Below are 21,731 nucleotides of genomic sequence, written 5' to 3'. Positions count from 1 at the left end.
AAGTGACGTATCTCTTTCTTTTGATGGTTTGATCGTTGGCCAGTGGTACTATGTGGGAGTTGATAGTGATGGAGTGCCGAATCAGGGTAGTTTCACCCTGTGTTTGGATCAAAGCAACGACAATTTCACAAATGCGATTGTTTTACCGAGTCAGGTAGGATTTTGTTCTGGCGAAGGACAGTATAATAACCTCGGGGCCACACCAGACAAGAATCGCCCTTCGGGTTGGCCGAGTGGTCCGTACTCGAACGTGTGGTATAAGTTTCAGGCCACGGCGAATTCAGTGAAGGTTGATTTGAAAGTGGGAGGCACAGAGGGAACGTTAAGAAACGGAATGCTGTCATTGTGGGAGGAAGGATATAATTATGCCATAACTAGCAGATCTTACACTGCTCCTGATAGTGACGTGTCTCTTTCTTTTGATGGTTTGATCGTTGGCCAATGGTACTATGTGGGAGTTGATAGTGATGGTGGAGTGCCGAATCAGGGTAGTTTCACCCTGTGTTTGGATCAGGGTAACGTTTCATCCAATGATAGCAAGCAAGGAGCTCTTGAAATTAATTTAGTAAATGGAAATTATTGCTCTGAATTAGGGGAATTCAATAGCATGAATGCAAGTCCGGATGGTGTGAGACCCTCTTCCTGGCAAACAGGCCCTAACAAGAACGTATGGTTCAGATTTCAAGCGGATGAATCCGCAGTACGCATTGATCTAAAGACCTCAGGCTCTGAGGGCACACTTACTTATGGAATGTTAGCCCTGTATAATGCAAATGATGTAGAATTAGGAAGCATTGGCTATGGTTCATCTTCCTCAGACCGATCCATTGATTTTGAAGGTTTAATTGTTGGGGATTGGTATTATGTCAGTGTTGATGAGCGTTATGGTAGCGGAGGAACATTTACTTTATGTGTGGATAGTTATCCGGCTACATTTGATTCCAAAGCAGGCGCTCAGCAACTACCATCAAATGGCTATTGTTCGGCGCTTCAGGAGTTTACCACTTCAAGTGCTACATCGGACGGTTCGAGACCCTCCTCCTGGCAAACAGGCCCTAACAAGAACGTATGGTTCAAATTTCAAGCCGATGAATCCGCAGTACGCATTGATCTAAAGACGTCAGGCTCTGAGGGCACACTTACTTATGGAATGTTAGCCCTGTATGATGCAAATGATGTAGAATTAGGAAGCATTGGCTATGGTTCATCTTCCTCGGACCGCACAATCAACCATGAAGGACTTGTAATTGGGGATTGGTATTATGTCAGTGTTGATGATCGCTATGGTAATGGAGGGACATTTACTTTATGTGTGGATAGTTATCCGGCTACATTTGATTCCAAAGCAGGGGCTCAGCAACTACCATCAAATGGCTATTGTTCGGCGCTTCAGGAGTTTACCACTTCAAGTGCTACATCGGATGGTCCGAGACCCTCTTCCTGGCAAACAGGTCCCAACAAGAACGTGTGGTTCAAATTTCAAGCCAGTGAATGGGCAGTGAAAATTGACCTGAAGACGTCAGGCTCTGAGGGCACACTTACTTATGGGATGTTGGCCCTGTATGATGCAAATGATGTAGAATTAGAGAGCATTGGCTATGGTTCATCTTCCTCAGACCGATCCATTGATTTTGAAGGTTTAATTGTTGGGGATTGGTATTATGTCAGTGTTGATGATCGCTATGGTAGCGGAGGGACATTTACTTTATGTGTGGACAATTACCCGGCAACCTTCGACGATTGGGTAGGCGCCATGGAACTGTCAAATACAGATGGATACTGTTCTTCTCTTGGAGAGTTCTCTACCTCAGATGCTTCAGCGGATGGACCAAGACCTTCAAATTGGCAGGAGGGTCCAAATAGGAATGTATGGTTTAAATTTCAGGCCACTGAATGGGCGGTCAGAATTGATATGAAAACTTCTGATTCCGAAGGAACTTTACGTTATGGCATGCTGGCGCTATATGATGCTAGTCAGGTGGAAATAGAGAGTGTTGGTTATAGTTCATCTTCCTCCGACCGTTCCATTGATTATGAAGGGTTGACGATTGGCGATTGGTATTACATAAGTGTCGATACCCGATCATCTTCTTCTTACAGTGGGACATTTACCTTATGCGTAGATAATTACGAGAACTTTGATTTTTGGCAAAGCGCGAAAATGCTAAGTAGTTCATGGCCTTATTGTTCGGATTTACAAGAGTTTACCAATGTTGGGGCTTCAGGCGATGGTATTAAGCCAAGTGCATGGTCAACTGGACCTAATAAAAACGTGTGGTTTAGGTTTCATGCTACATCAGAAACGGTAAACATTATACTTAAGACTGATGGAGAAGAGGGGGATATAGAATTCCCGATGTTGGCTTTATATGATAACCAGAAAAATGAGCTGACCAGTAAGGATTATGGTGGAACAGAAAATGATGATATAGGATTGGGATATAGTAGCTTGGTAATTGGAGAGTCGTATTATATCGCAGTTGATAGTCGGCATACCTATGGAAGCGGGTCTTTTACCCTTTGCCTTGATCAATCTTATGATGAGATGGCTTATGCCAGAGAATTGACGGATCAGAATTTTTGCAATGTCAATCAGGTTTTTTCCAATATTGGTGCTACTCCTGATGGGCCAACGCCTTCAGGATTTCCTAATCCTAATCATAATGTGTGGTTCAAATTTAAGGCAACATCAAAAGCTATGAGAATTCGTCGCATGCTTGATGAAAATGGACAAGAGGTGGGCACGTTGAACTCCATGAAAATGGTGCTGTTTGATCTCGGGGCTCATGAATTGACCAATGTAATGGGCCCACACAATTCATTGGTTTATAACAATTTTACCATTGGTCAATGGTATTATTTAAGTGTAGATGGTGACGAAGGTACGTTCTCACTTTGTATGGAGAACTATCAGGTTTTTGATGAAAAATCAGAGGCATTGGTTGTGGATTCTCTTGATAATCATTGTTTTGCGCAGAATTCTTTTATGTGTGTAGGCGCTAGTTTTGATGGTTTTAGACCTGATAATTGGGGGGGGAGCGTGGATCGTAATGTATGGTTTAAATTTCAAGCCACGGAAGGGGGGATTAGTATCAATCTGACTCCTGATGTCGATGATGGGGTAAGCTCTTTTTATTTGGCTCTGACTGATGATCAAAATAATGACCTGATCAGTACGGGGTTTAATGTTGGAAACATCCGATACACCAATTTGATTATTGGATCCTGGTATTACCTTAATGTTGGGGTTTCAAATAGTGAGAATGAAGGATTCTTTGGATTGTGTTTTGACACCTTTGAGTCGAACGACTTAAAGGAGAATGCATATGTACTTGAAGATGTAGATAATTATCAATCCGGAAATGGAGAGTTTCATAATGCTTTTGCAACACAAGATGGTGGAGCGGTTCCCTGGTGGCCCAGTGGACATCCCAAACAGAACGTTTGGTTCAAATTTAAGGCAGTTGCCAAAGGGGTAAAAATAGAATTAAAGACGGGTGGTGAATTTGGAACACTTGAAGATCCAATGATAGCTCTGGACGGAATTTTGGGAATCTCCTCTGGGGGAAGGTTCGACCCCAGGATAATATACTATACCAACTTGACAATTGGGGAGTGGTATTACATCAACGTGGATAATGATGACAGTCAGACAGGACATTTCACCTTGCATGTTGACAATAGTTCAGTTTATGATTATCAAACATCCGCATTGGGAATACCAGATGTGTCATCGGGTTACTGCTCTCCAGAGGGTTCATTTGCTACCAATGAGGTGGTCATAGAAGGAACTCCTGTCAATAGTTGGCTGGGGAATAGGAGTCATTACCAATGGTTTAAATTTCAAGGCACGAATCATAACAGCGTCGAAGTAACTCTTGAATCTGAAACATTAACCAGTAGCCGATTTTATTTCCTCGATGGCGAGGGACAGGTGTTGGGATCCAATACAGAGTCACCTCAGTTGAGCAAAACATTGAGCTATTACAATGAAATGATAGCCGGGGAGTGGTACTATGTTTTAGTCGCGAACGGGCCACCCAGCGTTGAATCTTTCAATTTGTGTATTACACCATTCAACTATAATGATACTCCTGAAACTGCTCAAATAATTACCAATCTTGATGGCGCTTTTTCCCAACCTTTTACAACTTCCGGCGGCACTCCCGATGGTATTAAACCCGATGAATGGTCTACAGGTCCCCATCACAATGTTTGGTTTAAGTTTCAAGCTGATGCTTTGGGTGCGAGAATAAAATTGGCGTATACTGAAAATACATCGGACCTGACCCATGCGGGGATGTTGGCGCTCTGGGACAGTCAGCTGCAATTAAAGCAAGCTATCGGATCAGGCTTGAGTGATGATAAGAAGATCATTGATCTCGCGTTACAACCGGGGGAGTGGTACTATATTAGCGTGGATCAGGAAGACCCTAATGGAGGAGATTTAGCTTTGTCCGTTAAGAGCCTCAATGTGGCAGATAGTAGAGCCGACGCACTGGATGTTACGGCCTTTATCTTAACTCCGGAGGGGTATCCATCCCCACCACCTCCAAACTTCTGGCCTCAGAATAATAAGGGAGCAACACCGGATGGAATCAAACCTAAGAATTGGAATGAAGGGCCAAATAGGAATGTATGGTTTAAGTTTCAGGCGACTCATAATGCTATATCTATTACAGTGGACGAACTCTCAAATTTGGAGATGCCGATGATCGCACTTTACGAGGCTGGTGGCGAAGAAATTTTAAGTGCTAGAAGTGTGGGTTTGGCGATTACCTCTAAGGATCTGGTGATTGGTAACTGGTATGAGATGGCGGTAGATGGAAATGATGATGATGGTGGGAATTTTACATTGGGTTTGGAAAGCTATAACAGTAATAACACTAAAGAGTTTCCTTTTGTTATTGGAGATCCTACGAACTACTCATCCAACGATGAACCAGCTATTAATGATCGATACTTCACCACTGCGAATTGTACTTATGATGGTAATTTCCCGGTGTCCTGGGAAGGTGATCCAAATGTTTGGTTTAGCTTTCAGGCTGTGGGTAATTCCGTGATGGTTAAGGTGTCCGATTTGGATGCGGATAACGCTAAGTTGGCATTGTTGGATTCGGTTGGGACTATTTTAACTCTAAAAGAAAGTTCAGGGAGTGCTACGACTATTTATCTCTCCGGACTTGATGTTGATGATTGGTATTATGTAAGTGTGAGTAGCGATCAGGCCAGCAATAGAAACGGTGATTTCCGTTTGGAAATAGAGAATTCAGACAAAAGCTGGAGTATGCAAACTGCAACGGTGCTTTCCATATCAGGTACTTATACATCTGCTAACAAAGAATTTAATAATCTTAATGTCCCAAAACTTGATGGACCATCTGGTTTTCCGGGAGAGAACAGGGTATGGTTTAAGTTCCAGGCTGTGGAGAACGGGGTTACATTGGGAGCAGAGACCTATGGCTCTCAAGGAGATGCTCGTGAATTAGGTATCGGTCTGACGAATGGTAATGGGGAGGTGTTGAAATATGTCTATAATAATTATTCAAAAAGGGATAAAGATATCGCCATTTCTTATGGTCAGTTGGAAGTGGATTCCACTTATTATTTTTACGTGGAATCCGATGATCCGGGTACCTTTTCTTTAAAGGCCAATACATTTGCGTCCAATGACAATTTGGCTGATGCCTTTGTTTTGAATGATTCCTCCTGTGTAGACATTGTGGTTGAAACTCATTCAGTAGATGGCCCCATTCCGCCAGGTTGGGGGAACGGAAGGTCCAACGTATGGTTTAAGTTTTGGGCAAATAGGGAAGCAGTAAGGTTAACCATTGATGATCGATATATGGCCTTACATGATAGTCAGGGGAATGTATTGATGACCGGTCGATCTGAGCTCGTTTACATTGACATGATCCCGGATCAATTGTATTACTTAAATGTCGGAGCATCTGGGTCCAGCATGATGACAGTGTGTATGGAGTCTCTTTCTTATAATGATTCCCCAGCTGAAGCGTATGACATTACCTTTTTAGAGTCAAAAAGTGATTTGCTCAATGCTACTTTTGACAGTCGCTGGTTTTTTGATTCCAAGGATGCAAGTCCTGATCGGGACAAACCGTCCAACTGGCAGGAGGGACCTTCTCAAAATGTATGGTTCAAAATGGTGGTTCCGTATAATGGTATGAATATTTCCATAGACACCAGATCGCTAGCCGATCCACTCGAATATGGCATGTTGGCGTTGTATACGGATCAATTGGTGGAATTGGCTAGTGTGGGGTATGATCCGGATAGTCCAAGTAATCGGACCCTTGAGTATGTTGGACTGACGGCTGGAAGTACATATTATCTTTCGGTTGATCACAGGGTTGGGGCCGAATATTCGGGTCGTTTTTCATTGATCTGGAGTTCATGTAATCAGTCTCCTGGTTTTGTTGCCGGGTCCATTGAATACAGTGGAGGTGACGTTTGTGTTGGGGAACCTTTTATGATCAACTCTTCTCAGGCTGCAAGCGGAAGCATTGGAACAATGAGATACAGGTGGCAAAAATCTACTGTATCTGCGGTGTCCGGTTTTACCACCCTGTCCGATAAATCAACGGAATTGAGTATGACAGGAGGAATTTCTCAAACCACATGGTTTCGCAGGAGAGCTGAGCCATTTGGAGAATGTGTAGATAAATACAGCAACACGGTCACTGTAAATGTCCTGGGTGGCGTAGGGGGCGAGATCACTGAACCAGACGAAATTTGCTACGGTGATACTGAAATATCCCCATTACAGGTGTCTATGACCACTGGCGGTGTTGATCACTATGAGTGGGAAGTCTCTACCACCTCTGAAGAATCGGGTTTTGAAATCATTCCGGGTAGCAACAGCGAGACGATCACCCCTGATCCCGGTGCTGAGTTTCGGGACAAGACCTGGTATAGAAGGAAAACCTATTTTAACAACGGTTGCATACAATATTCGAATGTTGTTGAATTTGTTGTTAATCGTTTGTTCGCCGGTCAGATAGGTGTAGAGCGTAATGAGGTTTGCCCCGGTCAAAGTTTTACCTTAAATAGTATCGAGGCAGCGACTCATTCGTTTATTTCTCCAGTGAGTGTGACTTATTCATGGCAAAAGTCAATCGTTTCAGCTATGACGGGTTTTGAAAGCATTTCAGGCTCTGGAGTTACGAGGTTTGTTTCTTCACAACTGGAATCTACCGCCTGGTACCGCAGAGTAGCCTCGTATAATGCGTGTCAAGTTACAAGCCCAGCAATACAGGTAGATGTAGTTTCTCCTCCCATGCCCGAGCCAGCAGAACAGCCTTTTGTCTTTTTCGGATCCCAGGGAGTGACCGTTAGCGTGGTAGATGAGGGATATGGTTATGAATGGTTTTCATCCGCACAGACCCTCACTGTTCTGGCCAGTGGTCCGATGTACTCCTTTTCTGCTACCGGCAATAAACAATTTTATGTTGAGACCATTGATCTGACCATGGAGGAGTGCACGCGCTCGGAAAGGTCGATTGTTGAAGTGAAGGTCTTACCGGTTGCTGAAATTTCAACATCCTCACTTGAGATTACCGATGCTTCAGGGGTGACCTTAGAGAGTGAATCCACCCTTTATGACTCGTATTCATGGAGTTTCAACGGTACAGAAATAGGAACAGAGCCTACAATTAATGTTTTTCAACCAGGTGAGTACACCTTAACAGTATCTTCAAATTCGAAAACGTCCAATTCTTCAGTGGTGATAGCTGGAGCCCGTACTTTGTGGTCTGTTGCAGATGGTAATTGGAGGGATGCTGGAATATGGTCATTTACACCATCCGGGTCGGGGCTTTCAGATACCTATCCAGTCAAAGGCGATATTGCTCTCATAAAAGGTCAGATAATCACAGTGAATGGTACCGAGATATGTGATGAAATACAGATTAGTAATGCAGGTGATGATTCCGGCTTGGTTGTCAAATCGGGTGGGAATCTTACCGTGTATGGTGAAATTCAGATTACTAAAGACGGAAGTTTTCCCGGGACTGACGCGAACTTTAAAGTTGAAAACTATGGTGTAGTGAGGTGCATAGAGGAGTAGTGAGATATTAATTACTATTCCTCATCCACATCTTTGTTAAATTCACCCGCTAGCGCGAGCTTGTAGCTCGTGTCTAAAAGCAAAGAAATGCATGGTGAAATTGCGTTGCAGCAATGGATATGGTACGAGCAAAATGCTCGCACCAGCGCCGGGTGGTAATGAAAGAAGATTTTGAATATCTTTAATCATGAGAGATCAGGAAGATTGTAGTAGAAAATCGGGATTACCTAATAGAGAAATGGAATGAATACTTTAAGGGAAAATAAGGAGTGATTTGATCCCATAGATCGAATGATTTTTGAAGGTGGATTGAGGGTTCAGAAGATGTTTTTTGATGTGGATATGGATTTGATGCTAATTGTGTTAAATAACAAGAAAGAATTGAAAGAATCCATTAGCAAGTTTACTGCTTCAAGGTGCCACCCAATCACAATTGGAGCAATATGAGATCAGCCGCACAGGAGTTCATTGGCCTGAGTTAGATGAAGACCTTAGCCTCAGAGGGTTTTTGAAGGCTGTTATGCTCTCAAGTATGGAGCCTGTCAATTCAGTTGCGTAGGTCCCCCTCTGGCTTAAGTTTAGCGCAGCGTAACTTAAGCCTAATAAATAAGTGGTCAGTTTGTAACTGGCTAAATAAGAGGGATTGGACCTGCTACCCCAGCCGGCGCCAGCGCGCCGCTGGTGTCTCTTGCTGAGAGTGGTGTGGTAGGGACTCTCCCGCTTCGGTTCGTGTTTAGAAGCGCGAGGGGACACTTCTAGCAAGTGAAAAGTGAGTTTCCAATACAATGCATTCAGTTTTCTATAAAATACTTGGAAGGTTTATTTTTTTTATTCATTTTAGTCTGGATTAACTAACCGATCACCACCTATGATGCATTCCTACTCAACTGCATCGTCGAGATGCGATAGCCTAACTGCTATTTATATCGTGTATCATTTCGATTCTATTCTAGTCACCGTAAGTGAAACTACCTAACAGCTAGGAGTTGCTCCAGACCATGTTCTTGAAAAAGAGTCGAAGATCTATTCATTTTCTCCCTGTGAAACTTTGTCACCATTAACTAACCAAAACTATTTAGTCATGAATTATATTAAAATGATTGTTGTTGCTTGTCCTTTCTTTTGTACACTCACTTTATGTGCTCAGCAAGGCTTGAAGTTCGCTAATCAAGAAGTTACAGCCTATGTGGATAGTATGAAGTCCAAGGACTTTACTTATCTTCTTTGGGATCGGAATAACAATGGGGGAGGGAATTTTTCATCAGAATGGAGACCAACATTCTTCTATTGGGATAATGACGATAATCAATTGGGTTACTTGATTGATACTCGGAATATGAAATTTCTAAAAGCCGAATTTCAGTCAATATTACTCAGTTCTAAGCTTACTTTTGACGGTGAATTAGATCAAATTAGATTTGCTGTGCCAGGTGAATCACAGTATTTTCTAATGTCAAAGACGAAAGATGCTGAAGATAGAGCCTTGGCATTATACAGTCCTGAAGATGGAGGATGGATTTTTGAAGTAAAGGAACAGACCGGAGATTTTATTTTGAATCGAGGAAGTTTAGGTATAGGGACTTCTTCACCTGCTGGTAATTTGGAGCTCCATGGTGATAATCAACGGCTTATCTTGAGTGCAGATACTGAGAACTTGAATGCATCTGCCAGAATTGAGTTTTGGGAGAATGAACTTTCATTGGATAATCCGGCCAATGCACCGTTTGCGATAGAATATGATGGTTTGGGAGATGCACTGAATTTCAAGGGGAAGTACAGAAATAGCACATTAAATAAGACTTTAGTAAGCATTAAAAGAGATGGAGGTTTATATGTACCTGGCGGGGCTGTGATTGTAGATACAGGTTTGGACTGTTGTGAAAATAATGTAGTCCTTAACCGTCAAACTGAAGGGGGGTATGCATCTTATTTAATCAGAACTGGGGATGAGAACAAGTGGTCAATTGGTGTGCGAAAAGACAAAACATTCTTTGGATTGTATGACGAAGTAGCCGGAGAACATCGAATGGTATTGCTAGACAATGGCGGAGTGGGGATAGGTACTGAGACGGTCCCAACAAATTATCATCTTGCAGTAGCTGGCAAGGCAATCATGGAAGAAGTGAAAGTAGAAGCCTCACCCTGGCCAGACTATGTGTTCAATGAAGATTATAACCTTCCATCACTTCAGGAAACCTCAGAATTCATCAAAGTCAATAAACACTTGCCTGGCATCCCGTCTGCAGCGGAAGTAGCCGAGAATGGAATCCTTTTAGGCGAAATGAACGCTAAGTTGCTGGAGAAGATCGAGGAGTTGACGCTTTATCAGATCGAGTTGATGAAAGAGATGCAGAAGCTAAAGGAAACAGTCTCTGATCTGAAAAATGAACATTGAAAAAGGTAGGTGGTCGGGATGTGACTGATTAAATGGAGCATAAATAATAGTTTCTTTCGGAAACGCTATAAGGATTTTTTCAGCCGCACACAGCCCTCATCCACATCTTTGTTAGATTCACCCCAATGATTTTTAGAATATCAGGAGGTGTGTTGTCCCGTTTGATGAAAAATATAATGTTTTATACTTTAGCAGGCCTGTTACTTGGTTTTACAGGTTGTAAAGAAGACTTACCGGACGACCTTACTTTTAAAAAAGAACCATACCTAGGACAGGAATTGAGAGTGGATGGGGTGTACCGATCCATGGTTGAGGATTCTGAAGAGTCTCTTTATCGCTTCACTTTCTTCTACAGGAATGGTGTTTTGAGGTATGGTACTTCATCACGCGACTCTTTAGTATACCAAAATATTGACTGGGGTGCTGGTAATGCACGTTTTATTTGGGGGCTATTTAAAGTGAATGATGATAGTATTGTCTATGAGCAATGGCCCCCAGAGGATACATGGATTTATTCAGGTGAAATACTGAATGATACTACATTTCATATTGATCGGTTACAGAATGCGAGTGGTTCAGATGTTCGAGAACATGATGAAACGTTTCACTTTTTGGAATACGGCTCTAAGCCAGATAGTGTGAGTCGGTTTATAGATTAATGCTTAGTATCTTCTGTAAAAACAGCCCCCGCTAGCGCGAGCTTGTAGCTACTGCTAAAAGCGCATAATATAGTTTCTTCGGGAGCACTATAAGGATTTTTTTCACCACACACAGCCCTCATCCACATCTTTGTTAAATTCACCCCAATGATTTTTAGAGTATCGGGTGGTGTGTTATCCTATGTGCTGGCCATTAGCTTGCTGGTGAGTGTGGTGTTATCGATGCTTACGCTATATGTCTACTATGCACGCATGGAGCATAGCCACTACCTGACCAGAATCAGACTCCAGAAAAATCTGGCCTCCGGGATACAGATGACGCTTGGTGAGTATGACCACTTTGCATATGACCAGGCCTATCATTACGATCTATATGGGGAGGAACAAGATAGCATTAATATCTTACGTAGGGCATGGGGACTGCTGGACCTATACCGGGTCACGGCATATAAGGGAGACCTGGAAGTGAGTCGTATTTATACCTTAGCCCATCGTCCAGCACCACAAGGGAGGTCAGCCGTATTTCTGGTGGACGATGGACGTCCGCTTTCGCTAGTGGGAGACACACGTCTAATTGGAGATTGTTTCTTACCAGTATCTGGAGTGCAAAGCGCCTATATTAACAGGGTGGGGTATACCAATGATTCGCTCATCTATGGACAAGAGCTGAAAAGCGAGAAAAAGCTTCCCGAAGTGGCACTGAAAGAGGCTTTCACGAAGATTGAAAAATTAGCAGGCGGGGAAGCTGAGCCAGACGAAGACACACTGACCAATTCATTTGGTGCTGATCTTGTACAGGTCAAAGCAGGTAATGTTGGGGTGAACAAAGTGTATTCAGGCCATGTGCTGATTACTTCCAATACTCGTCTGGTCTTTGATACTTTGGCCCGAACCACAGATATTGTGGCTTATGCTCCTGTGATTGAGTTTCTGAATGGTTTTCATGGCAGTGGTCAATTTTTCGCCACAGATACCATCATTATTCACAACAATGTGAAGTTGACCTATCCGACGGTTCTGGCTACTTATAATCGTGATGATCTGGCCACCATTCAAACGCGTGGGAAGTGTGAGATTGCTGGCTGGATCCTGATGGACGGGAGTAAGGATGGGTTCAGAAGGCGGGTGATTTATCTGGAGGATGGTACACAGTTTCATGGTATGATCTATTGCAATGGCATGCTGGAAACCTATGGTACCGTAGAAGGTCATGTGACAGTGAAGCGCTTTCTGGTCAATTCGCAAACAGGGGTCTATGAAAATTATTTATTCAATGCGACCATTGATGGTACTAAGCTGGACACGGCTTTCCTGGCGCTGCCCCAGTGGTTTTATAAGAAAGAAGGCAAGGTGTTAAAATATCTCAATTGATGCGACTAAAAGCGTATACAATTATCGAAGGCATAGTATCCATGGTATTGCTGAGCATTTTATTGTCCGTAGCGGTGATTGTATCATTTAATCTCTACCGAGCGTTTCCGGCCCACCGAGAGCTGGAGCTAAAGAATTTGGTTATACACCATTTAGACTCGTTGGTGGCGATGAAGCACACTCGACCTCTTACTTTCTCCGCAGACCATTTATCTTTATCGTATGAAGTGAGGGACTTTCAGGGGTTTGATCATATCATGATCGCCTCCTGTATGGGGCAGGACAGCACAGGGTTGAAAAAGCAAGCATCTACCATTTTTTATGTGTCAGAAGAGGATTAGTGGATTTACCATCATAGAGATGCTGGTGAGTATGATCATCGCATCACTTATTATGTCACTGGGTTGGGGGGTCATTTCCTTTGTGCAAGGATATAAAGGAAGGATTGAAGGGAAAGCCGAACAGATAACCCAGAGTGCACGGGTGGAATACCTGCTGTCTAAAGATTTTCAGGCTTGTGATACTCATACCCTGTCAGCCAATCAATTGCAGCTCATGTTACCAGATGGAGCAATAGATTATCAGTTTGGAGGGGGGGTGCTGGTACGGGTAGGTAAACGAATGATAGATACCGTAGGGATGGACCTGAATGTATCAATGGAGGAAAATATGCCAGGTGTGATACAGACATGCCTATATTTTGGAGAAAACAGTCATTGTTTCCAACTATATCGGATAGTTTCGAGTGAAAATCAGTTGAATAGGACCATTGAAACTTTCTGATCTGGACATATCTGACCGAAAGGTCACTAAAGAGAAAAAACAGGAGTCTTTTCTGAACAAAGAAATTGACCTTTTCCCGCATAGGGTGTCCGATAAAGAAAAAGAGACCATCTACCGACAGCTGAATGTGCTTCAACAGTCTGGTGTGGATATCAGAGCCTCTTTTGAAATATTGTTTCAGCAGCTCAAGCGCAAAAAGACCAGAGAGAAATTGCAAAAGGTGCTGGCAGAAATTGTGAAGGGGAAGTCACTCTCAGAGTCATTGGCACAGTTCAGGGATTTCACGCCCTATGAGGTGTTTTCATTGAAAATCGGGGAGGAGACTGGTCGTTTGACTTTGGTTTTTGAAAAATTAACCACCTATTTTGAAAATCAGATCGCTCAGCGGAGACAAATAGTGAGTACACTGTCATATCCGGTTTTGATCATGTTAACCTCTTTCGGAGCAGTCTCTTTCATGATCTTTTTTATCATCCCAATGTTTGAGGAGGTTTTTCTGCGATTCAACAATGACTTGCCAGCATTGACCAAAACGGTCATAGGCCTGTCCCGAGGATTTAGATCCAATGCCTGGTTGCTTTTCTCATTGATTGGTGCGGTGGTTCTTTCGATCTATGTTTTCAGGAATAACCGAAGGTTTAGGTGGTTCAAAGAATGGGTCTGGCTCAGGGTGCCGCTTGGGGGTGAAATTTACCGGCAAATTTATCTGGCCAGATTTTGCGATAGCATGGGACTGCTCATTCTATCGGCAGTACCCATGGTGCATACACTGGACATGGTTAAGAAAATGATTGGTTTTTTGCACATTGAGGAAGTGCTGGATAAGATTAAAACCGATCTGGTTCAGGGCAAAACGATCACCGAAGCATTTGAAAAGTATCCTATTTTTGACAATCAAATGATCGCACTGATCAAAGTGGGTGAGGAAGTAAATCAACTTGGTTCATTTTTTCAAAAATTGTCTGCCGATTACACAAACTCAGTCAAGCATAAGACCGCATTAATGGCCACATTTCTGGAGCCTTTCATGATTATATTTTTAGGTTTGGTGGTTGGGGTGATACTGGTTGCAATGTATCTTCCGATGTTTGAATTATCTTCAAGTATGGATTTTGGTAATTAAAAAAATGGATGACAATGAATAGGTTGATATGGATACTTGGGTTTTCATTTGTTTTTATCGCATGTAGTCGCAGTGGTTTTCCATCGAATGATGGGGAGCTTCAAAAAGTGACAACCAAAGAAGGCGATGACGTTCTCGAATTCCGGTTAACCAAAACCAAAGTGAATCCAGATTCTGAGCTTGAGTATTTTTGGTTTAAAAGTGGTCAACTCCAATCCACCAGGGGTAGTTTTTCCGGATACTTGCTGGATGGTGAGTTTACTCGGTTCAATGCATCCGGACAGGTATCCACAAAAGGTCAGATGAAGAATGGACTGAAAACAGGCACCTGGTATTCATATGATCAGGGAGAATTGGTGGCCGTGGCAAATTACCAAAAGGGTCAACTTTCCGGCAGGTCACAGGATCTCGAGGATGGAAAGGTTGTGGAAGAGCGCATCTATAAATCGGGCATTTTGAATGCATTCAGAAAGGATCTTCAGGGAGATTCTGTCAGACAGATCAAGTATCGCGGTGGGGTTCCGGCCGATACCAGTTATTTAAAGGGTGGGATTTTACCTCTGGATTTTCTTAACTAGTAGATTTACGAGTTAGCAAATCAAATTTAACGAATAGAATTCTTTGCAGCAGTTCCTCCTTGCTCGGAGAGCACGTGCCCCATCAACCCCAAGCCCGCACACCTCAACCGATGCCTATAGAATTTATTTTTATAAGCACGTTTTCAGCATTTCGTAGGAATGAATTTTTTTTTCATGCGCATGAGTTGAGAAAGCGATGCGCATGGTTCAGGATGGCCCAGTCTTACGCAGAGGGAAAAGGCATAAAAAAAGCCCTGAATGAAAATACAGGGCCTTTTGCCTTTCGGCTGATCTATGTGAAAATTGTATTAAAAGTCGAATCCAAGGTAGAGTTGGAGGGCTGAGTTTTTAGAGTTTTCGGTGGCCTGTCCAGCCACGCCACTTTGCCCTATCTCCACAAAACCGTAGTTATACCTGAGTCCCAGGATCCCGTCAGGGAAATCAAACCCTATACCTCCCGAAATACCATAATCAAACGTGTTGAAGTCATCACGGTCCAGCGACTCTACATCATTCAGGCTGCCATCATCGTCTATGTCTTTCACATTGGCACCTACCAGAAATCCCAGGTAAGGTCCGGCGTGAATGTTGAAGCCGCCTATTTTGGCCACAGCCAGCACCGGTACTTCAAGATAATTTAAGTTAAATCTGTACTTACCGCTGCCACCAAGGAAACCATCATATTGTATTTCGGACCCTTTCTGGGTGAAAAGAAACTCCGGCTGTATGGCGAAATTTTCACTAAGGTCTGAGCGATGAAACAATCCCACATTGAATCCTACTTTCATATTTTCATCGTCCACATCATCCACATACAGATTAGTGAAGTTCACACCTCCTTTTAGTCCTGCTCGCTGAGCATTGGCTGCGGTGAAGAAGATACACATTGAGGCTAGAAATAGTATTTTGAGTTTCATGATCTTAACGTTTTGTTTATTAAAGTGTAAAATTAGGGTCCGGATCTTTTCCGGACCCCATGGCTGATTGAATATTATCCTTTTACGGAAACAACCAGGTACTTGGATATTTTCCAGAATTCGGAGGGATTTACCACTTCCAGGTATTTTACCCTTCCGTCTTCATTCACCAACTTATAGCTCTCGCTGGGGTGCTCTGTGACGATCTCCAGTTTTTCACTGTCTATGTAAAATCGCTTGGTGTTCTGTATATCCACTTCTGTGAATTTCTGCTGGGCAGCATCGGCCTGCAGTTCGGTGGTTTTTCCTATCCAAAGGAACCCACCTTCTTTGGTCACCAGACCTTCATCTTTCAGCTTTTTCTCGGTATCCACTGCAAAAAAGGCCGTATTCAGGTCATTTTCGCGTTCCACCAGTTCCTGATTCTGGAGCTCTATGGTTTCCGTCTGCAGCTGCACACGGGTGACGAGTGAGCCCACTTCTGTATCCAATTCGGCAATCCTGTTATCTTTCATCTGGATGTCTTCTTTCAGCTGAGCAATGGATGCCTCTCTGGCTTTGAGGTTTTTCATCATATCCTGCACCCGTCTCTTAAAAGCATTCAGCTCTATGTTTGAATCTTCCAATTGGCTGGACAGGGACTTCACCTTTTCATTGGTGCTGGAGATCAGCTCATTGATCTTTTTCAGGTCGCCCACCATTTGGTCTTTTTCCATGCTGGAAAAGTCGCCAGATGACGAGCTGGCAATGAGGTTTTCCTGTGTTTTAATTTGCTCAATCTGAGTTTCTACTTCTGCCATCACATTTATGATGCTATTGAAAGCCGAATCGCGTTCGTGCAGTTTTTGCTCCAACTCATCAGCCTGGGCCTGTAGTTGTTTGCGTTCTTCTTTGTCGCAGGAGGTGAAAGCAAGGGCTCCCACCAGTAAGATGGCTGAGATTTTCAGCGTACTTTTTTTAGTTTGAGGGTTCATAACAATATTGATTTTAAGTTTTATAAATCGTATTTAAATAGGTCCGTATTTTTGGACTTTATCTTCAGTTAGTCAGCAGATTGGTTTTCATGTTTCTCTGCACTCGCTGGCCGGTGTTTCCTGATTTTCCTTATGCCAAAGAGGATCACCAGTGATGCCCCGAGGCACAGATAAATAATGGCTAAGGTTTCCATGTTTTGCTCTTTTTAGTGGAATCAAAACACCTGTTGTACTTTTTAGAAGGTGAACTTTATGCCCAGTCCGGGGTCCAGCGCGAGGTATGCATCCCCGTTGGTGGTCACCTCCAAAAAGGGTTTCACATCCAGACTGACTGCTATGGGCACTTCGTTGATTTTGTATTCTAGTCCGAAGATTCCATCTACACCCACCCCAAAGTCGCCGTTTGACCTGCGGTAACCACGCACACCATCATAGTATACCCAGTCAGTTTGAGTGGCTACGTGACCACCTATACCATAGTACCAGTTCAGTCCGGGCTCGTCAAAAGCATTGACATATCGCTCGAAAAGAATGGTGGCAGATAGGGCACTGGGCCACAGACCGATGATTCCTTCAATGGCCTTGGAGTTGGAAGTGAAATGTTTGATGGTGAGACCTGAGGTTCCTATCCCGCGTACTCCGAAAGCGGTGTTGTAGCTGGAGGAGTTGATGGCCAGCGAGGGCTTTGCAGGGTAGTGCAGGGATGAGGCAGACAGGTCAGTGTCTTTTGCATCGCCTTGGTTGCCACTGGCCATTAGACCACTGACAGAAAAGGTAAAAAGAATGAATGCTGAAAGTATTTGTTTAAAGTTCATGACTATACGTTTTGATTTACGCATAGCCATTATGCCAAACTTGTACCAGATTTTTATTGAATGCTAACTCGTTGATAATTAGCTGATTGATATACTGCTCATCGCATGGAGTATCCCAAATTGACAAAGCCATTCTCAAAAGGAGAAGGTAATCCCAAAAGTGCAATGGTCAATTACTTCTCCTTTTTCAGCATCCGATAGATGGTGGACTGGCCTATGTCCAGGAGCTCGGCCACCTTCTTGATGTCGTCGTTGTGATTTTTAAGGTACATTTTCACGATTCTCAGTTCGTAATCCTTCATGGTGAGTTCTTCATCGAAGAGCTCGGTGATGGGATTGGACTGAGTGAAGGTGATGTCCTCGGCGGTAATCTCTGTGTCTTCGGCCATTACCACGGAAAGCTCCACGATGGATTTTAGCTCCCGGATATTTCCAGGGTAGGCGTAGGTCATCAGCTTTTTCAGGGCATCCTTGGTGAAGGTTTTTGGTGGCATGTCGTTTTCCTTTAAGAAACTTTCAGCGAAATGCTTAGCCAGGATCACAATGTCGTTTTCACGGTCGCGAAGGGGGGGTAGCTCTACCGGAAGCCCAAAGAGCCTGTAGTAGAGGTCTTCCCGGAAGGCCCCTTTTTTCATTTCTTCCAGCAGGTTTCGGTGTGTGGCCGCGATGATCCTGCAGTCTACTTTTACGGGTTCTGTACCGCCCACACGTACGATTTCTTTTTCCTGAAGCGCACGGAGGAGCTTGGCCTGCAGCTCAGGAGCCATTTCACCGATTTCATCCAGAAAAAGCGTGCCGCCATGTGCCTGCTCAAACTTGCCCGCGTGCCGGTTAGCCGCCCCCGTGAAGGCGCCTTTTTCATGACCAAAGAGTTCACTCTCAGCCAGTTCTTTGGGGATGGCACTCATGTTCACAGCTACAAAAGACTTCTTGCTCCTGGGCGAGTTGTAGTGAATAGACTTGGCTACCATCTCCTTTCCGGTACCTGTTTCGCCGGTGATGATTACAGAGATGTTGTTGGTCGTAGCCTTTTGCATCATCTGAAACACCTTCTTCATCTCCTGACTCTGTCCAATGATGGAGGTCTCAAACTCATACTTTTGAGCTACCTCAGTCTGAAGGTTTTCGAGTTGGGTTTTGAGTGAGCGGTTTTTGCTGATGTGCTGGACTACATTGAGGAGTCGATCACGAATGTCCTCGGTCTTGGTGATGTAGTCATAAGCCCCCGCTTTCAGCAGGGAAACGGCCGTTTCTATTTCACTTTGCTCTGAGATGATGAGGACTTCTATGCCCGGGTCAGCGGCTTTTATTTTTTTGAGCAGGTCCTCCCCGTTATAGTCAGGCAGCCGGTAGTCCAATGTGACGACATCCGGCTTCTCATTGATTTGCTTGAGAAAAGCTTCCCCATTGGCAAAGGTTTCTACCCGGTATTCGGGGTTCAGGGTGAGGTTGTGATGCAGGAGCTTTCTGTACCAGTCATCATCTTCTACTACAAAAATTGTAAATGGCTTTTGACCCATGAGTTTTAATGTTTTCAGTTGAATATCTGCGCCTGCAGGGCTGATTTCAGAGAGGTTATGACGTGATCCAGTTCCTGCTGGATAAGGTTCAGGTCGGCCTCCGAAATGGTAGAATCCCGGTTATTTGCACGTTTTTCCAGGTTTTTCAATAAATCTACTAATTGTCCTGCTTTGAAGTGCCTGGCAGGAGCCACTATTCTGTGTGCAATAAGCGAAATATCTTCGTAGGCTTCGTTTTTCAGGGCTGAGCGGATTTGCAGGAGACCTTCTTGCGCACCATTGATGAAGGTTTCCACCATGTCTTGCACAAACTGTTGGTCACCCATTTGCATCAGGGCAGAAAGGTCAGTTACGTTTTTGGCGCGGGTTTCCACCGTAGGGGAGATGTGCAGCGCACTGGCGATGGCTTCAAAGAGTTCTGTTTCCTCAAACGGCTTTCTCATGATTTGATCAAAACGGAAAGCGGTACCCTGGCTTTTGTCAAGACTGGTGATGGTAGCCGTGAGCGCGATCATCGGAGTACTTTGGTTGGGTCCGGATGTTGATTTGATCTCTTCGAGCAGTTCCCATCCGGAATGTCCGGGCATCTTTAGATCCAGCAGGAGCATGTGGTAGGGGTGGGCCATAGCCAGCTTCAGGGCGCTGGTGCCATCGTGCACCACATCAAAGGTGATCTGTTTTTTCTCAAGCAGGGTGGTCAGTAGTTTGGTGTTGAAAGGTTCATCGTCTGCAATGAGCACATGCACTCCCTGAAAATCATGTTTTGTTTCCTTCACAGAGTCTTCTGCCGGCTTCTTGTCCGTGAGTGGATACACCATTTTTACGAATACTGAAGTCCCGTCTCCTTCTTTGCTGTCCAGCCGGATGCTACCGTGGTGCAGGTTCACGAGCCTTTTGGTAATGGCCAGCCCCAGCCCTGTGCCTTTGGAAAAAGAGCTCTGATTGGCCTGCTCAAATTCCTGAAAGAGTCGCAATTGATGATCTTTGGAAATACCCACGCCGGTATCCCTCACTTCCAGGGAGAGGTGAAACTTGTTTTGTTTACGCTCTCCACGTACCAGCAGGGCTACTTCGCCATCTTCTGTGTATTTGATGCCGTTGTTCAGCAGGTTGAGCATGATCTGTCTGAGGCGATGCGGGTCTCCCAGTACATACTCGGGTACATCCTCCAGGGTGCTGTAGAGCTTCAGCCCTTTATGATCCGCGCTGGCTTTCAGGAGTGTGATGCTGTCTTCGCAGACCTGTCGGATGCTGAAGGGAGTTGACTCCAGCTGTAGTTTTTCTGCCTGAAGTTTTGAGAAATCCAGGATGTCATTGAGGAGCCTCAGCAGGTGTTCGCTGGATTTGTGAATGATTTGGACCTGCTCCTTTTGTTCTTCTTTCAGCTCGGTTCTCAGTAGGACTTTGGTGAAGCCCGATATGGCGTTCATCGGGGTGCGAATCTCGTGACTCATGTTGGCAAAGAACCGTTCCTTGGCTTTGGCCAGGGTTTCTGCCGAGGTTTTAGACTCCCGGAGGAGCTCCTGATAGCGGCTGTTTCGCTGCACGTAAGTCACCATCATGATCACGGACGAGAGGAGCAGGAGGGTGGCCAGGGTGAAGAATAAGGTAATTTGCTGGCTCGTGTGATTGGCCAGCTCTTTAGCCTTGATGGCCTTGATTTTCACCTTGGTGGTTTCGCGGCTCTCCAGAAAAGTCACCAAATCTATGATCTGGTTTTGAATGTCAAAATGAGCCGAAAGGAGGTCCATTTCTTTCTCGCGCTGGCGCTGACTGACAAGCCGCTGGCTGGACCTCATCTGATCCACTTTAGTATTGATCTGCGAATGATACTGTTTTTTCTGGGCCTGAATAATGCTGTCCTGATTGATTTCAGGGGCGGCTACCGTTTCGGGTTTTTTAGCCAGTAGGCGCTTAAAAAATCCTTTTTTCTCTTCTGGCTCGGGCTCATCAAGTTTGGCCGTGTCCCCGGCTTGAGTGGGAGGTGTGGGATTGGACGATATGGCATCCAGAAAGCCCTCCAGTTCTTTGAATTCGTCCTTTTCCTGATTGGATCTGAAATCGATCAGCTGGTTCAGTGTAAAGGTTTTTTCATTAATCAGGGACCGCAGAGAGTCATTAAAAATGACCAGCTCAGTGTCATTTTCGTTGAGCGCATTGATAGAATCTACCCGCGCAAAAACCCGCGAAATGCTTCTGTTGTATCTTTCTATGTACTTGGGATCACTGGTGAGCTCATAAGACTCCACCTGATTTTCCATGTCATGGAGATTGACCAGGATCTCCTTGTATTGGAGCAGGTTGATGTTGGAGCGATCATCTGTCTCCAGCTTGGACACAATCTCCTCCAGGTTCTGATAGGTGACGTATCCCGCACCTGCCAGAGAAATGGTGAGTATGATCAGGATTATTCCTAAAAAATTGGCAATATGGCTTCTCTTCACGCTTATTTGTAATGATCCTACAAATAAACGCTCTTCTCCTCTAAGTGTTATATCAAAAGCCATGAG

The 21,731-nt window shown here is 44.2% G+C and carries 13 protein-coding genes and 1 pseudogene; 9 read left to right on the top strand and 5 right to left on the bottom strand.

The window, feature by feature from the left end; all coding sequences use genetic code 11:
- The first annotated feature begins 103 nt into the window (after positions 1-103).
- The 9 genes and pseudogenes from RIH33_RS09130 (at position 104) to RIH33_RS09090 (ending at position 14,995) form a co-directional block, all read left to right on the top strand.
- On the top strand, positions 104-8,086 hold the full coding sequence (locus tag RIH33_RS09130) for a hypothetical protein (protein WP_406658708.1): 7,983 nt from the start codon (positions 104-106) through the stop codon (positions 8,084-8,086).
- Positions 8,087-8,489: 403 nt separating this feature from the next.
- Positions 8,490-8,645, top strand: a pseudogene (locus RIH33_RS09125) (DUF2442 domain-containing protein); the annotation flags it as partial.
- A 522-nt stretch (positions 8,646-9,167) separates the two neighbouring features.
- Entirely contained in the window at positions 9,168-10,481 is a 1,314-nt protein-coding gene (locus RIH33_RS09120; RefSeq protein ID WP_406650642.1) for a hypothetical protein, read from the top strand.
- Between the two features lie 125 nt (positions 10,482-10,606).
- Positions 10,607-11,140, top strand: a complete 534-nt coding sequence (locus tag RIH33_RS09115; RefSeq protein WP_406650641.1) for a hypothetical protein — start codon at positions 10,607-10,609, stop codon at positions 11,138-11,140.
- 147 nt (positions 11,141-11,287) lie between these two features.
- On the top strand, positions 11,288-12,511 hold the full coding sequence (locus RIH33_RS09110) for a hypothetical protein (protein ID WP_406650640.1): 1,224 nt from the start codon (positions 11,288-11,290) through the stop codon (positions 12,509-12,511).
- Positions 12,511-12,852 (top strand): hypothetical protein, encoded by a 342-nt coding sequence (locus tag RIH33_RS09105; RefSeq protein ID WP_406650639.1) that lies wholly within the window; start codon positions 12,511-12,513, stop codon positions 12,850-12,852. Before RIH33_RS09110 ends, RIH33_RS09105 begins: the two co-directional genes overlap by 1 nt.
- Entirely contained in the window at positions 12,833-13,294 is a 462-nt protein-coding gene (locus tag RIH33_RS09100; protein ID WP_406650638.1) for a type II secretion system protein J, read from the top strand. Before RIH33_RS09105 ends, RIH33_RS09100 begins: the two co-directional genes overlap by 20 nt.
- Positions 13,281-14,417: a type II secretion system F family protein gene (locus RIH33_RS09095; RefSeq protein ID WP_406650637.1), complete on the top strand. Its 1,137-nt coding sequence runs from the start codon at positions 13,281-13,283 to the stop codon at positions 14,415-14,417. The genes RIH33_RS09100 and RIH33_RS09095 overlap by 14 nt, the downstream gene beginning before the upstream one ends.
- A gap of 14 nt (positions 14,418-14,431) precedes the next feature.
- Positions 14,432-14,995, top strand: coding sequence for a toxin-antitoxin system YwqK family antitoxin (locus tag RIH33_RS09090; RefSeq protein WP_406650636.1), 564 nt, complete (start codon positions 14,432-14,434; stop codon positions 14,993-14,995).
- Between the two features lie 308 nt (positions 14,996-15,303).
- Here RIH33_RS09090 and RIH33_RS09085 read toward each other — a convergent pair whose 3' ends face one another.
- The 5 genes from RIH33_RS09085 to RIH33_RS09065 form a co-directional block, all read right to left on the bottom strand.
- Entirely contained in the window at positions 15,304-15,912 is a 609-nt protein-coding gene (locus RIH33_RS09085) for a porin family protein (protein ID WP_406650635.1), read from the bottom strand.
- Positions 15,913-15,986: 74 nt separating this feature from the next.
- Positions 15,987-16,886, bottom strand: a complete 900-nt coding sequence (locus tag RIH33_RS09080; protein ID WP_406650634.1) for a hypothetical protein — start codon at positions 16,884-16,886, stop codon at positions 15,987-15,989.
- 236 nt (positions 16,887-17,122) lie between these two features.
- The gene (locus RIH33_RS09075) at positions 17,123-17,701 is read right to left on the bottom strand and encodes a hypothetical protein (protein WP_406650633.1); all 579 of its coding nucleotides are present in this window, start codon (positions 17,699-17,701) and stop codon (positions 17,123-17,125) included.
- Between the two features lie 173 nt (positions 17,702-17,874).
- A complete protein-coding gene (locus RIH33_RS09070; RefSeq protein ID WP_406650632.1) occupies positions 17,875-19,221 on the bottom strand; it encodes a sigma-54-dependent transcriptional regulator in 1,347 nt (448 codons plus the stop codon).
- A gap of 14 nt (positions 19,222-19,235) precedes the next feature.
- Positions 19,236-21,728, bottom strand: a complete 2,493-nt coding sequence (locus RIH33_RS09065; protein ID WP_406650631.1) for an ATP-binding protein — start codon at positions 21,726-21,728, stop codon at positions 19,236-19,238.
- Between the last annotated feature and the right edge of the window lie 3 nt (positions 21,729-21,731).

It is taken from the genome of Marinoscillum sp. (assembly GCF_040222955.1).
Taxonomy (GTDB): domain Bacteria; phylum Bacteroidota; class Bacteroidia; order Cytophagales; family Cyclobacteriaceae; genus Marinoscillum.
This window is presented reverse-complemented; position numbering and strand designations above follow the sequence as displayed.

Bases quoted from the DNA above. Each gene is read 5' to 3' on its own strand.
- RIH33_RS09120 (WP_406650642.1), top strand. From the start codon at position 9,168: ATGAATTATATTAAAATGATTGTTGTTGCTTGTCCTTTCTTTTGTACA.
- RIH33_RS09115 (WP_406650641.1), top strand. From the start codon at position 10,607: ATGATTTTTAGAATATCAGGAGGTGTGTTGTCCCGTTTGATGAAAAAT.
- RIH33_RS09110 (WP_406650640.1), top strand. From the start codon at position 11,288: ATGATTTTTAGAGTATCGGGTGGTGTGTTATCCTATGTGCTGGCCATT.
- RIH33_RS09105 (WP_406650639.1), top strand. From the start codon at position 12,511: ATGCGACTAAAAGCGTATACAATTATCGAAGGCATAGTATCCATGGTA.
- RIH33_RS09100 (WP_406650638.1), top strand. From the start codon at position 12,833: ATGTGTCAGAAGAGGATTAGTGGATTTACCATCATAGAGATGCTGGTG.
- RIH33_RS09090 (WP_406650636.1), top strand. From the start codon at position 14,432: ATGAATAGGTTGATATGGATACTTGGGTTTTCATTTGTTTTTATCGCA.
- RIH33_RS09085 (WP_406650635.1), bottom strand. From the start codon at position 15,912: ATGAAACTCAAAATACTATTTCTAGCCTCAATGTGTATCTTCTTCACC.
- RIH33_RS09080 (WP_406650634.1), bottom strand. From the start codon at position 16,886: ATGAACCCTCAAACTAAAAAAAGTACGCTGAAAATCTCAGCCATCTTA.
- RIH33_RS09075 (WP_406650633.1), bottom strand. From the start codon at position 17,701: ATGAACTTTAAACAAATACTTTCAGCATTCATTCTTTTTACCTTTTCT.
- RIH33_RS09070 (WP_406650632.1), bottom strand. From the start codon at position 19,221: ATGGGTCAAAAGCCATTTACAATTTTTGTAGTAGAAGATGATGACTGG.
- RIH33_RS09065 (WP_406650631.1), bottom strand. From the start codon at position 21,728: ATGGCTTTTGATATAACACTTAGAGGAGAAGAGCGTTTATTTGTAGGA.